General features: G+C 51.0%; 19 protein-coding genes, 1 pseudogene and 1 other annotated feature. Of the genes and pseudogenes, 18 read left to right on the forward strand and 2 right to left on the reverse strand.

The window, feature by feature from the left end:
• Nucleotides 1–16 precede the first annotated feature (16 nt).
• Entirely contained in the window at nucleotides 17–640 is a 624-nt protein-coding gene (gene radC, locus KNP71_RS00345; protein ID WP_251126235.1) for a RadC family protein, read from the forward strand.
• 135 nt (nucleotides 641–775) lie between these two features.
• Here the strand turns inward: radC and KNP71_RS00350 are convergent, their stop codons facing one another.
• Nucleotides 776–1,093, reverse strand: a complete 318-nt coding sequence (locus tag KNP71_RS00350) for a recombinase family protein (protein ID WP_029595829.1) — start codon at nucleotides 1,091–1,093, stop codon at nucleotides 776–778.
• A 591-nt stretch (nucleotides 1,094–1,684) separates the two neighbouring features.
• On the opposite strand from KNP71_RS00350, the gene KNP71_RS00355 reads away from it, so the two are divergent.
• The 17 genes and pseudogenes from KNP71_RS00355 to KNP71_RS00435 all read left to right on the forward strand — a co-directional run bounded on the left by KNP71_RS00355 (nucleotide 1,685) and on the right by KNP71_RS00435 (nucleotide 14,436).
• Nucleotides 1,685–2,362, forward strand: coding sequence for a hypothetical protein (locus KNP71_RS00355; RefSeq protein ID WP_029595827.1), 678 nt, complete (start codon nucleotides 1,685–1,687; stop codon nucleotides 2,360–2,362).
• Nucleotides 2,363–2,408: 46 nt separating this feature from the next.
• Entirely contained in the window at nucleotides 2,409–2,597 is a 189-nt protein-coding gene (locus KNP71_RS00360) for a hypothetical protein (protein WP_029595826.1), read from the forward strand.
• A 326-nt stretch (nucleotides 2,598–2,923) separates the two neighbouring features.
• Nucleotides 2,924–3,226: pseudogene (locus KNP71_RS00365) on the forward strand (JAB domain-containing protein); the annotation flags it as partial.
• Nucleotides 3,227–3,279: 53 nt separating this feature from the next.
• Complete coding sequence (locus KNP71_RS00370; RefSeq protein ID WP_353049130.1) at nucleotides 3,280–3,732, forward strand: hypothetical protein; 453 nt, start codon at nucleotides 3,280–3,282, stop codon at nucleotides 3,730–3,732.
• A 127-nt stretch (nucleotides 3,733–3,859) separates the two neighbouring features.
• Nucleotides 3,860–4,696: a DUF2785 domain-containing protein gene (locus KNP71_RS00375; RefSeq protein WP_029595824.1), complete on the forward strand. Its 837-nt coding sequence runs from the start codon at nucleotides 3,860–3,862 to the stop codon at nucleotides 4,694–4,696.
• A 204-nt stretch (nucleotides 4,697–4,900) separates the two neighbouring features.
• Nucleotides 4,901–5,938, forward strand: coding sequence for a rod shape-determining protein (locus KNP71_RS00380; RefSeq protein ID WP_021066877.1), 1,038 nt, complete (start codon nucleotides 4,901–4,903; stop codon nucleotides 5,936–5,938).
• A gap of 13 nt (nucleotides 5,939–5,951) precedes the next feature.
• A complete protein-coding gene (gene mreC / locus KNP71_RS00385; protein WP_021066878.1) occupies nucleotides 5,952–6,842 on the forward strand; it encodes a rod shape-determining protein MreC in 891 nt (296 codons plus the stop codon).
• A 1-nt stretch (nucleotide 6,843) separates the two neighbouring features.
• Nucleotides 6,844–7,338 (forward strand): rod shape-determining protein MreD, encoded by a 495-nt coding sequence (gene mreD, locus KNP71_RS00390; RefSeq protein ID WP_052013683.1) that lies wholly within the window; start codon nucleotides 6,844–6,846, stop codon nucleotides 7,336–7,338.
• Between the two features lie 5 nt (nucleotides 7,339–7,343).
• A complete protein-coding gene (locus KNP71_RS00395; protein ID WP_021066880.1) occupies nucleotides 7,344–8,012 on the forward strand; it encodes a septum site-determining protein MinC in 669 nt (222 codons plus the stop codon).
• Between the two features lie 5 nt (nucleotides 8,013–8,017).
• Nucleotides 8,018–8,875 (forward strand): septum site-determining protein MinD, encoded by an 858-nt coding sequence (gene minD / locus KNP71_RS00400; protein ID WP_021066881.1) that lies wholly within the window; start codon nucleotides 8,018–8,020, stop codon nucleotides 8,873–8,875.
• 42 nt (nucleotides 8,876–8,917) lie between these two features.
• Nucleotides 8,918–10,243, forward strand: coding sequence for a ribonuclease E/G (locus KNP71_RS00405; protein WP_214829802.1), 1,326 nt, complete (start codon nucleotides 8,918–8,920; stop codon nucleotides 10,241–10,243).
• Nucleotides 10,244–10,298: 55 nt separating this feature from the next.
• Nucleotides 10,299–10,370 (forward strand) — a sequence feature (ribosomal protein L21 leader region).
• Between the two features lie 15 nt (nucleotides 10,371–10,385).
• Nucleotides 10,386–10,694, forward strand: coding sequence for a 50S ribosomal protein L21 (gene rplU, locus KNP71_RS00410; RefSeq protein ID WP_016508528.1), 309 nt, complete (start codon nucleotides 10,386–10,388; stop codon nucleotides 10,692–10,694).
• Between the two features lie 3 nt (nucleotides 10,695–10,697).
• A complete protein-coding gene (locus tag KNP71_RS00415) occupies nucleotides 10,698–11,033 on the forward strand; it encodes a ribosomal-processing cysteine protease Prp (protein ID WP_031200131.1) in 336 nt (111 codons plus the stop codon).
• Nucleotides 11,034–11,045: 12 nt separating this feature from the next.
• Nucleotides 11,046–11,327, forward strand: a complete 282-nt coding sequence (gene rpmA / locus KNP71_RS00420; protein WP_016508537.1) for a 50S ribosomal protein L27 — start codon at nucleotides 11,046–11,048, stop codon at nucleotides 11,325–11,327.
• Between the two features lie 75 nt (nucleotides 11,328–11,402).
• Nucleotides 11,403–11,843, forward strand: coding sequence for a Spo0B domain-containing protein (locus KNP71_RS00425; RefSeq protein ID WP_021066884.1), 441 nt, complete (start codon nucleotides 11,403–11,405; stop codon nucleotides 11,841–11,843).
• Nucleotides 11,844–13,133 (forward strand): GTPase ObgE, encoded by a 1,290-nt coding sequence (gene obgE, locus KNP71_RS00430; protein WP_021066885.1) that lies wholly within the window; start codon nucleotides 11,844–11,846, stop codon nucleotides 13,131–13,133.
• A 16-nt stretch (nucleotides 13,134–13,149) separates the two neighbouring features.
• Nucleotides 13,150–14,436, forward strand: a complete 1,287-nt coding sequence (locus KNP71_RS00435) for a hemolysin family protein (RefSeq protein ID WP_256442330.1) — start codon at nucleotides 13,150–13,152, stop codon at nucleotides 14,434–14,436.
• Between the two features lie 43 nt (nucleotides 14,437–14,479).
• Here KNP71_RS00435 and KNP71_RS00440 read toward each other — a convergent pair whose 3' ends face one another.
• Nucleotides 14,480–15,256, reverse strand: coding sequence for an NUDIX domain-containing protein (locus KNP71_RS00440; protein WP_131471096.1), 777 nt, complete (start codon nucleotides 15,254–15,256; stop codon nucleotides 14,480–14,482).
• Nucleotides 15,257–15,324: the final 68 nt, after the last annotated feature.

Below are 15,324 nucleotides of genomic sequence, written 5' to 3' on the forward strand. Positions count from 1 at the left end.
TGGTGAAGGAATGACCATGGTGCTCGACCGAAGTGTTGAATCCGCGATCGCTCGGCTGCTCCAAATCGGGGGCAGGGGTGGCGACCCGCACGAGACGGCCCGACGGCTGTCCGACGTATATCCGACGCTCCGGGCGCTGTCGCAGGCGTCCGTTAGCGACCTCTGTCAGATCGAGGGCATGACGAAGAAGAAAGCCGAGCAGTTGCTCGCGGCGTTCGCGATCGGTCTCCGATATGTCGAGGAACCGAAAGTGGAGACGCCGACGATCCGTTCGCCGCAGGACGCCTATGAACTGCTCTGTGATGAGCTCCGGCTGTTGAATCAAGAGCATTTCATCTGCCTGTATTTGAACACGAAGAATCAGCTCATTGCTCGGAAGACGTTGTTCGTCGGCGGGCTCAATTCGTCCATCGTCCATCCGCGCGATGTGTTCCGCGAAGCGCTCAAACTGTCGGCCGCTTGTTTCATCGCCGTCCATAACCATCCGAGCGGGGACGCGACCCCGAGCCGGGAAGACATCGAGGTGTCGGAGCGGCTCGTCGAGGCCGGTCATATCGTCGGCATCGCTTGTCTCGACCACGTCATCATCGGGGAGGACCATTACGTCAGTATGAAGCAGCGCGGGTATATGAATGGCTGAGGAAGGGGAGGTAGGCATAAAAATGTCTACTTCTTGTTGATTGAATGGTTTTAATTCATTTCTTGCTTTTTCTAGAGACTCATAAAGCTTTCCTTGCTCATGATTTCTTCATGGGTGCTTTCATACACCTCATCATTACATTGCATTGCTCCGTAAAACACTGGTTATGCCAATGTGCCATTTATAATCTCTGCGCGGTTTATACGAAATGTTCTGCGTATACATTGATAGTTGGCGGAAGCTATAACCTTCTTTAACCTTACGCACCATGAGTTTTACTGCCTCAATCTCGTCTGGATTTACTTCCAGGCGTTTTTGATTGTTCTTACTGAAACCGTAAAGAGCGGGAGCGGACCATGCGCCTTGTCTTGCTTTTTCAATCTGACCGAGCTGTACACGTTCACCTAAGTTGGTAGATTCCCATTCAGCTATTGCAGCTACAAATGAGAGCAAAAGAACTATCTTTGATTACTCCAGAGCAAAGTAGTTATTTCTGGAGAGTGATGAATCAGAAAAAATACAGGCAGATAGAACCTCTTGACGATATAATCCCTATTGCTACTCCTGTAAAGTTTAAGAGTATTCTCCAAGTACTAGATTGTAATTTGTTATTGACGATTGAGGAGCTTGTTTCAAACTTTTATGCTTCTGATTCCAAGTCTTTGCATGCTCTTACTGGAATCGAGAGTGAATTTTTCAAAGTGAATCTGAAATCAAAAACTACAGCAGCCGTGTCTGACATTCAATCACTTAGGAAGCTCAAGTCAATGTAGTAAAAACCATCTTAACTGAATTTCCCCATAAAGTTGGACCTGAAAATCCGGCTTTTATGGAGTAGTTCATCCGGGTGGTTTTTGTTTGCACTTATTTAGTTATTCAATATCAATAGCAAAATAGTTCGTTAGGCTGGAGTAATTATTTTGTAAGTATCTAAAGCCCGATAAAAAGTATTAAGAGGTTGAAAAAAATGGTAATTCACAATAATATTTAAACATAAGTTACCTTTTTGTGGGTAATTTAAATAGAGGTACAGGGGGAAATGAAGTGAAGAAGTTAATCGGGATTTTTTGTGCTATGATGCTAATGATAGGAACCTTAGTTCCATTCCAAAAAGCATCTGCAGAAAGTGGCACAGAAGGAAGTTTAGAAGAAACCGTTCAAGTGGTACTCTATTCAGACGACACCAAAGTAATTATGTCTGAAGTTCCAAAAGAGCACGTAGTAGAGTACCAAGCTAAGCTCGAAGATCCAGCATTTAGAAATTCAGAAATCCAAAAAAGTGTAGGTCCAGAAGAAAATCTAACTGCTCCTACAAAGTTAGCTGCTTCTTTATCAAAGTCTAGCATTTCACCAATGGCCGTGGTTCAACCACCATCCGGCGGTACATCTGGTTATGTAAGATATTTTCGTAAGGCTGAAGTGATAAGAGTAATTGATTCGATTGACAATAAGTTTGATTGGCCATTTTATATCTCTAATCCTTTATCAGATAGTGCTGCAATTTATGCAATTACACGTATTGCTGGTATGTCGAACTTCACGGGTATTGCCGCGACTGTGACTGCTTGGACTGCATCTGATTTGATGAATCGTCAAACTTCGTGGTGGAAAGATTCAGCTATTATGATACTTAAAGGTACTATTACTGGAGTAAAGTTAACAGTTAAACCAAATACGACATCTAATTATCCAGCGGCATACATTACACTTGTAAGATATTGATCTTTAAAAAGTTTAGTAAGTCTTTGGTTTATTAGGAGGAAATAAAGTGTCTAAAAAAACTAAGATTAACCTAATAGGGTGGCTATTTCTTATATTCCTTGGAATTAGCAAAGCATTTTTTGACGAACAGCTTTCAATAATTACTACAGGTCTTGGTGGTTTGATTTGTATTATTATCGCCGCATCCATGATTTTTTATGGTGGCAATAAGAAGCCTAAGGCTGTGGATAATTGAATAACAAAAAGAAACTCATCAGATGCGATGAGTTTCTTTTTGTTTGAGTATATTATTCAACACTAATCGTCCAGTTGCCATCGGCCGTAATATTGAAGAAGTAAACTCCTGCATCATCGACGCGTTGGACCTGCGAGCCCTCATATGCACCAATTTCGTTTGCAAGACGTACATTGCCGTTAGCCTAGACTGAGCTGCAAAGTTAGATTGGCAATCATGAGTGAAGCTGAGTGTTTGAGCACCGTCTTATAATCCATGAATAAAATGGAAGCAAAATGAATAGAGAGTATCCAAAAGTCATTAATAGTATTTATATCTAGTCTAAATGCCTGTATTTGAACACGAAGATTCAGCTCATCGCCCGGAAGACGTTGTTCGTCGGCGGGCTCAATTCGTCCATCGTCCATACGCGCGATGTGTTCCGCGAAGCGCTCAAACTATCGGCCGCTTGTTTCATCGCCGTCCATAACCATCCGAGCGGGGACGCGACACCGAGCCGGGAAGACATCGACGTGTCCGAGCGTTTAGTCGAAGCGGGCAATATCGTCGGTATCGCCTGCCTCGACCATTTCATCATCGGGGAGGACCATTACGTCAGTATGAAGCAGCAGGGCTACATGAACGGTTGAAACTGGAATTTATTTTCCAAACGAGACATCAGTTTGCTATACTGGCATACGAGGTGTTTACATTGGAAAAATTGATTTGGTTATTGATGCTTGTCGTCGCACTCGTCGCAAGTTTTGTCCGGCTCGACCCACGCGTACTATCACTTCTCGTATTCGCGTTGTTCGTCTTCATCAGTGTGGTACTGTTTCGACGGTTCCAACGAGAAGATCATTGGCTAGACCGCCTGTCCCCGCTTGTCGGTGTCGGCATTGGGATTGGTGCTTGTATCGCGTATGCGGCTCTATTTGTCGCCTGGTTCAATTCCTCGCTCGACCTTCAAGTGTGGCGAGTCATTCCGCAACTCGTCTTCATGTATGCCGGAATTTACGTGTTCGTCGTGACGACGTCGAGCTTTATGGCGGGGGCGACCCGACAAAAACCGTCGCGGTTCTTTCGCCCGGTATTGATCTTCGCGGTATTCTTTTACGCGGCCATGCTATTGCTCCCGCTCCAACCGGGCCTCTAAGTATGTTTCGAACGTAGCAGGCGCATCCACGCCTGCTTTTTTGTGTTGGGAGGAGTCATCAAACATAGTGTCGAACACCGAGAGTATGCGTTTACATACGACTAACTGAGAGGGAATGTGATCAGACATGAGTGAGGAAACCATCTACCAAGAACAGAATTTGAAATTGATATTGACGGACATCAAGGACGGGACGGTTCGGTTGCACGACTTGGACGAGGAGCGGGTGATCCAATCGATGCTCCATCACATCGGCTCGACGGACCCTGAACTTCGAGATCAGTTGATTTACACGGTGTTTTATCGATTCATCATCGAAGACGAACAACTGACGAACGAACAGTTGACGGAGATGTTCCAAACGACGCTCAAATACCACTTGTTTTACGGCATCGGGGAGACGGCATCGGATACCGTCTTCACACGGGCGTTCTCGACGCTGTTGATCGCCTTGCTCGTGTATCAAGACCGGCAACGAGGATTTTTATCCGAGACGGACATCGACATGTTGAAGGCGAAGCTCCTGGCGTATCTCGATTGTGAAATCGACACGAGAGGCTATGTACCTGGGAAAGGCTGGGCCCATTCGATCGCCCATGTGGCCGATGCCTTCGACGAGCTCGCTTTGCATCCGCACCTCGATGAGACGGAATACGGGGATATGCTCGCGGCGCTATGGAACAAGGTGATGATTCCGAGCGTCTATGTGCATGACGAGGACGAGCGCCTGCTGAATCCCATCTTCGCCTTGCTCGGGCGCGGGATGGACGAACATGAGCTGATCGTCCTGTTAGAAGATTTGCCTGCCCGATTGCGCGCGCAAAAACAGCAACTCGAGCCCGAGTACTATTGGCACGTCGTCCATAACGTGAAAACGTTTCTGAAGAGCTTTTTCGTGAAATTGGCGGACGTGAATCGCCCGAAGCTTCAAGCCGCCGTCTCCGAGACGTTGCAGCAGATTTGACGAGAACCCGGAACAATCTAGGCAGGCGCTTACACGCGCTTGCTTTTTGATTTGCGTTTTTGTCGAAAAGAAGGCACACTAATATACGGTGAGACAGGACTGAGATGAACGTTATTGTAAATAACCTGTAATCGAATGAACGTTTTCAAACATGATTTTTCCGTTATAATAAAAAATAGTGTAACCAAGAGAGGAGCAGCACGTATGTTTCGTAGTTTTAACCGAGAAATCGGAATCGACCTTGGAACGGCAAATACGCTCGTTTATGTAAAAGGTCAAGGCATCGTTGTTCGTGAACCGTCGGTAGTGGCGTTCCGTACAGATACAGGTAGAATTGAGGCCGTGGGTAACCAGGCCAAGGATATGATTGGACGTACGCCGGGTAACGTCACGGCACGCCGTCCGATGAAAGATGGGGTAATCGCCGATTTCGAAACGACAGCGACGATGATCAAATACTTCATGGAGCAAGCTCAGAAGTCGAAGAGCGGTTTGTTCTCATCGAAAACGAACGTCATGATCTGTGTGCCAAGCGGCATCACGTCAGTCGAAAAACGTGCCGTGGAAGACGCAGCCAAGCAAGCGGGCGCGCGTGAAGCGTACACAATTGAAGAACCGTTCGCGGCAGCAATCGGTGCCGGTCTCCCAGTTTGGGAACCGACAGGCTCGATGGTCGTCGATATCGGTGGCGGTACGACCGAAGTCGCAGTGATTTCACTCGGCGGCATCGTGACGAGCCAATCGATTCGTGTCGGCGGTGACGAAATGGATGACGCCATTATTCGTTACATCAAAAACAAATACAACCTCATGATCGGGGAGCGGACGTCAGAGACGCTCAAGATGGAAGTCGGTTCGGCTCGCATCGACGCTTCGAACGAAAATGAGAAAATGGAAATCCGTGGTCGCGATCTCGTGACAGGTCTTCCAAAACAAATCGAAGTCTCGGCTGCTGAAGTGTGTGAAGCACTCTCGGATACGGTCGAAGCGATCCTTGCAGGCGTGAAACAAACGCTCGAGCAGACGCCACCGGAACTTGCGGCTGACGTCATGGACCGCGGCATCGTCCTCACAGGCGGTGGAGCACTCCTTAAAAACTTGGATGACGTGATCTCGGACGAGACACACATCCCGACACTCGTCGCGGATGAACCGCTCGATTGCGTCGCCATCGGGACAGGAAAATCTCTTGAAATGATGGACGTCCTCCGTTCAAAATCAGGCATCTCGTCGCGTCGATGAGTGGTGACACACGATGAGCCGGTTCGTACGGAATAAAAAGCTCATCATCACGCTGATCGGTATCATCTTATTCGTAGTAATCTTGGGGGTTTCGATTCGAGGACGGTCGGAATCCGCCTGGTACCAGGACGTCACGCGTGATGTGGTCGGAACGTTCCAACGAGTGTTCACGGTGCCGATCGGCTGGATGGACAGTACCGTGTCCTCGATTTCGAACGTACGCGATATTTATGAAGAGAACCGTCAATTGAAACAACATTTGACGAAATACGCGGAAGTGTCGGTCGAAGCCGATGACCTGCGCCGTGAGAACGAAGAATTGCGGCAAATGGTCGAGGCGGCCGATACATCGCTCCGTGACTTCGATTTGATTCCCGCCGAAGTGATCGGGCGCACGCCGAACGACTGGCAGCGCTATGTGACGATCAACGTCGGGGAAGAGCGCGGTGTCGAGAAAGGCATGGCCGTCACGGCCGCCGGCGGCATGGTCGGTCGCGTCATTCAAACGAGCGCCTACACGTCGCAAGTGCAACTCCTCTCGGACAACAACCGGACGAACAATGTCTCGGCCGTCGTCAAGGACGAGGACGGCAAAGCGACGTACGGGACGATTGACGGCTTCGACAGCGAGACGAACGAGCTCTTCTTCACGAAGGTCTCGAACAGCGTCAAGTTGAAAGAAGGCGAAATCGTGTCGACGTCAGGTCTCGGTGGCCGTTATCCGGCCGGTCTTGTCATCGGAACGGTCGAGTCGATCGAGACGGATGAATATGGCGTATCTCAAGTCGCCCGCATCAAACCAGAAGCGGACTTCAACGAGTTCTCGCAAATGTTCGTCATCAATCGAACGCTCGACGAACCGTTCTTGACGGGTCCCGAGGAAGGAGGAGCAGCGGGTGAGTAACATGAAAGTGTTCATCGCCCTGTTCCTCCTCTTTCTTATTGAAGGGACATGGGCCGCCATCTTCTCATGGCACTATGTGACGCCGTTCTTGTATTTGACATTGATCGGCTTGATGTACGTCGGTTTGTATGGTCGCTTCGAGGCGGCGTTCGGATTCGGGCTCGTCTTTGGACTGTTGTATGACATCGTCTACACCGACTTGCTCGGAATTTACTTATTTACTTTTTCACTCATTCCTCTCTTAGTCAGCTTCGTGTTAAAATATATAGGTGAGAACTTCTTCTCGGTCGTCATCACGTTCACGTTCATGATTCTCGTATTTTCCTTCGGGATCTTTAGCGTCATGACGGCGGTCGGTGGGACGACCATGACCATTCAAACACTATTAGTTGAACAGATTCCAGGGACGCTCGTCGCCAACGCTGTCGCCATCGCATTGTTATACGTGCCGATGACACGATACGTGGCGCCGCGACCTGTAGCGAAAAGAGGGTAGCCATGATGGAGCGTAAACGACATATTACGATAAAAGGACATCGCAACGGTATTGCAATCCACTTCAATCCACGGAGTGGCATCGATGAGGTGCTCGGAGAGCTTGAGGCCACGTTACAAGAAATGGAGCCGCCCTCTGGGAAGATTGCACTCAAATTGCACGCGGGTACTCGTTATTTAGACGAGGAGCTGTCACGTCAAATTCGTGAAGTCGTCGCTCGTCATGGCGTTTTTTATATCGAGGAGCTATCGAGCGAGGTCATGTTGACCGAAGAAGCGAAAGCGACCTACGGCAAAAAGACGTTCCACTACCATAGCGGGACGATTCGAAGCGGACAAGTGCTCGATTTCGATGGCTCGGTGCTCATTATCGGAGACATCAACCCTGGGTCCGAGGTTCGGGCGACGGGAAGTATCTATTGTTTAGGGACGATACGAGGAAATGTGCGTGCCGGTGTCGAAGGATGGGAGGAAGCGGTCATCACCGCCAGTCTACTCCATCCGAAGTTTTTAGCGATCGGTGAACACGTGCTCGCGTCGGACGACGGCGAAGAGCTTCCGGAGATCGAGATGGGATGCGCATATCAGACGAATCAAGGTATTGAAATGACGCGTCTCCGTCAAGTCATGACTGGGCTGAAAGACGCATATGCAATGGAATTACAGAGAGGGTGAGTTTGATGGAGCAAGTAGTAGAGCCTGTACATACAGCGAAAGAAGTGAAGAAAGGTCGGTCCATCGTCGTGACGTCGGGGAAAGGTGGCGTCGGGAAGACGACCACGACCGCGAACCTCGGGACCGGCCTCGCATTGTCTGGTCACTCGGTCTGTCTCGTCGATACGGATATCGGTCTTCGTAACCTCGACATCATCTTAGGACTCGACAACCGCAGCATCTATAACCTCGTCGACGTCATCAACGGCCAATGCAAATTGCATCAGGCGCTCGTCCGTGACAAGCGGTTCGAAGAGATGTATCTCTTGCCTGCGGCCCAGTCGAAAGACAAGACATCGGTCCAACCGGAGCAAGTGAAAGAAATCATCGACCAGTTGAAGACAGAATATGATTTCGTGTTGATCGATTGCCCGGCCGGCATCGAGCAAGGCTTCATGAACGCTATCGCCGGCGCCGATGAGGCCGTCGTCGTGACGACGCCTGAGAAGGCCGCCGTTCAGGACGCGGACCGCATCATCGGGATGCTCGAGCAAGCGGAACATGTCGCTGCGCCGAAATTGATCGTCAACCGCGTCAAGAACCACCTTGTGGAATCAGGGGACATGCTCGACATCGATGACATCATGCGCATCTTGTCGATCGACCTGCTTGGCGTCGTCGTTGACGATGAAGAAGTCATCGCCGCCGCGAACCGCGGGGTACCTGTCACGATGAACCCGGATAACAATGCCGGACAGGCGTACCGCAACATCACGCGCCGGATTCTTGGGGAGTCGGTGCCGCTCATGTCGATTCAGACCGAACAAAAACCGGTCGGCTTCTGGACACGACTCATGATGAAATTTGGAATGAAAAAAGCCTAAGGCAACGAAAGTTGCCTTTTTGTGTCGAAAGGAGAGACGCATATGCGATTGATCTATGAACGGACCCCGTCCATCGAACGGGCCATGCTCGTCGACGGGGAGCGTCTGCTCGAAGTCGAGGAACGCTTCATCGACCAACTGTCGATCGGGACGATTCTCGAGGCCGCGATCGAACGGATTCATCCGTCGCTCGGCGCCGCGTTTTTGACGACCGGCGAGACGACGCTCTTCTTGCCAATTGCCGAGACGCTGAAAGCGCTCGAGGCGTATCCGGACGTGCCAGCCATCGGTCAGGCGGCCGTCGTCGGTGAGAAGCGACTCGTCCAAGTGACGAAAGAAGGCATCAACGGCAAACACCATAAAGTGACGGAGAACATCCGCTTCGGCGGACGGTATATCGTCTACTTCCCTTATGGTCGGCGCCAGTTGTATAGCCGCAAGCTCGATTTCGTCACCCAGGACCGGTTATCGAAAGTGTTCGACCTCGAAGAGGCAGAAGGGTTGTTGTTCCGGACCGAGTCGGGGCAGGCAAGCCCTGAAGACCTTCAAGAAGAGCTCGACTTGCTCCGGACGCGTGCCAAGGACGTCATCACGGCACGCGGGGGACAGGATGAGCTGTTGTGCGAACAGTTCGTGCGACGCCATGCGGTCGAATCGGTCGTGTTGAATGACAAGGAAGCGCAGGACCGGTTGACGCGGCTCGAGGTCAACGTCGAACGTCACATCGGCAAAGGCCGGATGAAAGAAGCGGTCCGGCTCGACGGGGCAATCGAGAAGCTCGGCCAGCGTGTCGTCTGGCTCGAAGGCGGTTCGTACGTCTTGATTGAACAAGTCGAGACGATGACCGTCATCGATGTCAACAGCGGCAAGAACGTCGCCGTCAAAGACAAGGGTCGCGCCGCCGACACGATTAACGAGGCCGCGCTCTACGCCGTCATGGAACAGCTCCGGTTACGCAATATCGGCGGTATGGTCGTCATCGACTTCTTGAGGGGGTCAAAGGATGGACAGGCCCGGCTCTTGAAGAAGATGAAAGAGCTCGGTGCCCGCGATCCTCGCCGTGTCGAAGTGTACGGCTTCACGCGCATGGGCTTGTTCGAACTGTCGCGAGAACGAACCGGACGTTCGATGCAAGACCGGATGACCTATAACGGTAACCCGTCGAAGCTTGCCGTCTTCTCGCAGCTGGAGCGGACGCTGATGGAGCTCGCGCCTCAAGCCGAGGGTGTCGTCGTGACACTCCCGAGCAAGTGGCATGACGCGTCGTGGGACGGTTTTGACTGCACGGTCTTGCTCGTCGACGGAGAACCGGATGTGGCGTTCTATGGGACGCTCGAGGAATGTCAAAATTTCGTATCTCGTCATTGACAATGATTGAACGAGAGTGGTATTATCTATAACGTTAGTTCGTTTGGAAGCACCCAAATGGCTACAACCGCACAGAACGGGTTGAAATGGTTTCGCCCTGCCCTGGATGGCGAGTCTGAGTTTAATAAGGAGGTGCACGTATATGTACGCAATCATCAAAACTGGTGGTAAGCAAATCAAAGTTGAAGCAGGTCAAGAGATCTACATCGAAAAACTCGATGCTGATGTCGAGGGTACTGTAGAATTCGGTGAAGTTCTTTTCGTTGGTGGTGACGATGTTAAAGTCGGAGCTCCACTCGTAGAGGGCGCTAAAGTCGTAGCAACTGTCGTTAAACACGGTCGCGCGAAGAAGATCACTGTCTTCAAAATGAAAGCTAAGAAAAACTACCGTCGTAAGCAAGGTCACCGTCAGCCTTACACGAAAGTTCGCATCGAGAAAATCGAAGCGTAAGCTATGATTCGAGTAATGGTCAGACGAGACGAGACGAAGTCGATTCGTTCCGTTGAAGTGACAGGTCACGCCAACTTTGCTGAACCCGGTTCTGATTTGGTCTGTGCCGGCGTTTCTGCCATCATCTTTGGGGCATATAACGCTGTCGAGGTACTTGCCGGTCAATCGCTTCTTGTAGAAATGGCAGACAAAACAGAGGGTGGCTACTTTTATGTCGAGACATATCCTGACGTATCACCGGAGGACATGACTCGCACCCAACTGTTATTAGAAGGGATGCTCGTGCAACTAGACACGATCGCCCATAGTTACGGTGATTATATCCAAATTGAACAATAGGAGGTGGACCTCATGTTACAATTGAACCTTCAGTTCTTCGCATCGAAAAAGGGAGTAGGATCGACTAAAAACGGTCGTGACTCGATTTCGAAACGCCTCGGCGCTAAACGCGCTGACGGACAGACTGTTTCAGCTGGATCGATTCTCTACCGTCAACGCGGTACGAAAATTCACCCAGGTGAAAACGTCGGCCGTGGTGGCGACGACACATTGTTTGCAAAAGTTGACGGCGTAGTACGCTTCGAGCGTCTTGGTCGCGACAAGAAACAAGTGAGCGTTTACCCAGTTGCGTAAGTAGAACCACGCAGAAGACTCTAGCCACTTATTTGGTTAGAGTCTTTTTTACTAGTTTTACTAGGAGAGGATTGCATGAACTCACAAGCAGCACTGAAACTATTATCGACCGTCCGTCACGAATGGATGAATCGGCTTCAGATGATCTCCTTGTACGCGGCGCTCGAGCCTGAAAAACTTGAGGAGCTGTACGAGCGATATCGTCAGCACGCCGACGAGGAGAGTGCGCTCATTCGCTTGGACATGCCGACGACGAGTCTCGTCCTCATGCAAGCGAACTGGGAAGGGCGGTTGACCTATAAGGTATCGGCCGACCGCGTGTCGCTAGACGACGCGCGCGTGGCGGACAAGCTTGTCCGTCTTCTGTCAGGAACGGATGGACCGATTCATGTGACGTTCACGGACGGACTGATGGTCCGCGTCTTCGGTCACGTACCGGACGACGTGTTCACGTCAGATGAAGTGTACGAGCAAACAGTAGAATGTTCTACGTTCGTTATAAAGGAGGGGAATTAAATGTTTGTCGATCAGGTTAATATTTTTGTAAAAGCTGGAGACGGCGGTAAAGGGATGGTTGCATTCCGCCGCGAGAAGTATGTTCCAGACGGTGGACCAGCAGGAGGAGACGGAGGTCATGGTGGTGACGTCGTCTTTGAAGTAGAAGAGGGATTACGTACACTCGTTGATTTCCGATTCTCGAAAAAGTTCATCGCCCATGACGGTGAAAAAGGGATGTCGAAAGGCATGCACGGACGAAAAGCGAAGCCGCTCGTCGTCAAAGTCCCACCAGGTACGATCGTGTTCGATGCACAAACAGATACGGTCATCGCCGACCTTACCGAGCACGGCCAACGGGCCACGATCGCCAAAGGTGGACGTGGGGGCCGCGGGAACTGTCGTTTTGCGACGCCATCTAACCCGGCACCAGAGATCGCCGAGAACGGGGAGCCAGGTCAAGAGCGTGAATTGCGCCTTGAGTTGAAATTGCTCGCTGACGTCGGTCTTGTCGGATTCCCGTCAGTCGGGAAATCGACGCTCTTGTCAGTCGTCTCGTCGGCACGCCCGAAAATCGGCGCGTACCACTTCACGACGATCACACCGAACCTCGGTGTCGTCAAGACGGCAGACGACCGTGACTTCGTCATGGCCGACCTTCCTGGACTCATCGAAGGGGCGAGCCAAGGCGTCGGCCTCGGTCACCAATTCTTGCGTCACATCGAGCGGACGAAAGTCATCGTTCACATGATCGATATGAGCGGCATGGAAGGGCGCGACCCGTTCGAAGACTACACGACGATCAACCGCGAGCTCGAGTCGTACAACTTACGTCTCCTCGAGCGTCCGCAAATCGTTGTCGCCAACAAGATGGACATGCCGGATGCGCCGGAATTACTTGAAGAATTCCAGAAGAAAATCGGAGACGACGTCAAAGTCTTCCCGATCTCGGCACTCGCCAAAGAAGGACTTCGCAACCTGCTCATCGAAGTAGCTAATCTTGTAGACTCGACACCTGAGTTCCCACTCGAAGAGCTCGAAGAGAAGACGGCCACACCACGTGTCGTTTATCGTTACGAGAAGGAAGAGAAGGGGTATCAGATTCATATTGATGAATACGAACGCTTCGTGATCACAGGGCCTCGTATCGAGAAGCTCTTCAAGATGACGAACTTCGATCACGACGAATCCATCAAGCGCTTTGCGCGTCAAATGCGTCAAATGGGCGTCGATGACGACCTTCGCAAATTAGGTGCCGAAGACGGTAGCGTCGTCGCCATCTTGGACTTTGAATTCGAATTCGTCGAATAATCTTTTTAATTAGGAAATGGAGTGTGAAGTAAACGTGGACCCTGTGCCCTCGTCTAGTTTAATTCTTTATGTAGTTTTAGTTATGTTGTCAGCTTTCTTCTCTTCTGCCGAGACCGCGCTTTCGAGTGTGAACCGTGTCCGGATGATTCGTATGTCGGAAGATGGGGACAAGGGCGCCAAGCGCGTCCTTCACCTCGTCGACCGCTTCGACGATACGCTCTCGACGATTCTCGTCGGGAACAACATCGTCAACATCGGGGCAGCGACCGTCTCGACAGCCATCGCCACGAGTATTTACTCGGGCGGGACTGGCCTCGTCATCTCGACGTTCGTGACGACTGTCATCATCTTGATCTTCGGTGAGATTTTACCTAAGTCGCTCGCGAAAGAGTTCGCCGAGAAGTATTCGCTTCTCATCAGCGGCATCTTGCTGTTCCTCGTCAAAATCTTGAAACCGATCACGATGATTTTCACTGGCTTGAAAAAGCTCGTGCTTCGTCTGTTCGGTATGAGTACGAAGGAGCCGTCGGTGACGGAAGAAGAGTTGAAAGTGCTCGTGGATATGGGAGAAGAAGAAGGGGTGCTCGGCGAGACCGAAGCGGAACTCGTGCATAGCGCCTTCGCCTTCAACGACATCACTGTCGACGATGTGTTGACGCCGCGGATTGATATCCTCGCCGTCGACATCGACGATACGCTCGAAGAAATCAAAGACACGATCTTTAGCGGTGGGCATTCTCGTCTACCGGTATATAAAGACTCGATTGACAACGTCATCGGGGTGTTGTCAGAACGTGATTTCCTTCGTTCGATGATGCGGGATGAAGTGACGGACGTTCGTTCGCTCATTCGTCCGCTCACATACGTATCACCGCAGACAAAATTAATTGAACTGCTCCCAGTCCTTCAGCAAAAACAATCGCACATGGCGATCGTCCTCGACGAGTTCGGTGGGACGGCCGGCCTCATCACACTCGAAGACATGCTCGAGGAGCTCGTCGGAGACATTTGGGATGAGCACGATGAGTCGATCGTCTATCTCAAACGACTCCGTGACGGGGTCTACGAGTGTATGGCCGACATGGATGTCGATGAATTTGCGGATGACATGGGAATTAAAGAACCTGAAGTAGATGCCAACACGATGGGTGGTTGGATCGTCGAACTGTTAGGAGACATTCCAGAGAAAGGTGCGCGTGTCACGTATGAAGACATGACGTTCACCGTTCTCCACGTCGAAAAGCGTCGGATTCGCAAATTGCTCGTCGAAACGGGTCAATCCGAAGCGGCGGAACAAGCGTAAACGAACAGAGGAGGGATCGCCAACCGGCGGTCCCTCCTTTTGTTTATACAGTGTGGTGGCGCTCGACGCGTTCGAGCAGCTCGTAAGGGCGTACTTTATAGATGGCGTGCGGCATATACGTCGGATCGATCGCATCAAGCAGGCGCATCTGGAAGTGATTGCGCTTGATATAGTCGCCGACGTTCGAGGCGTCGACCTTGAAGAAGCCGACTTCTTGCGTCTCACCTTCCTGCGGTTGCAGGTCGCCCGAGACGTAGCGCGCGCGGAACGTGACACAGAGTACGCGTGAGGATACGTTTTGATAGATGCCGGTGATCCCGTCGACCTCGATCTCAATCCCGGTCTCTTCTTTTACTTCGCGATGCACGGCGTCGACGATCGATTCATGTTCCTCGACTTGTCCGCCCGGCATCTCATACGTATCGTTCCGGTGCGTGTTCTGAACGAGGAGCACCTCGCCGTCGGCGTTCGTGACGTAGGCCGTCACGGAGACGATGGTGCGCGGTGGTGTGTAGTGACCGGTCGGCATCATGAACTCCTCGCTCGACTTGATATATAAATCTTTGCCGAGACGGGCCCGCTTCTTCATCGCCTCGCGGCGCAGGCTGCTTGAGCGGTAATCGCGTTCGACTTGTTCGTAATGCTCGCGGTCACGATATTCCCAGAGGGCCATGACCTCGTCCTTGTCTTCGGTCACCCAACGACCGACGAGACGGGCGCCGTGCGATACCTGTATCGGATACAGGTATGTATGGAAAAACTCGGTGAATTCATCTAAGCGTTCAGGACGGATGGTGTACGTTTTTCGACGATGGAACATGGTAATTCCTCCTTTGAAGGTGGTAATCTCTATTCCGAGAAAAAAACGCTTTCCTCACTATTCTTAAT

It is taken from the genome of Exiguobacterium sp. s56 (assembly GCF_018618255.1).
In the GTDB taxonomy this organism is placed as follows: Bacteria; Bacillota; Bacilli; order Exiguobacteriales; family Exiguobacteriaceae; genus Exiguobacterium; species Exiguobacterium chiriqhucha.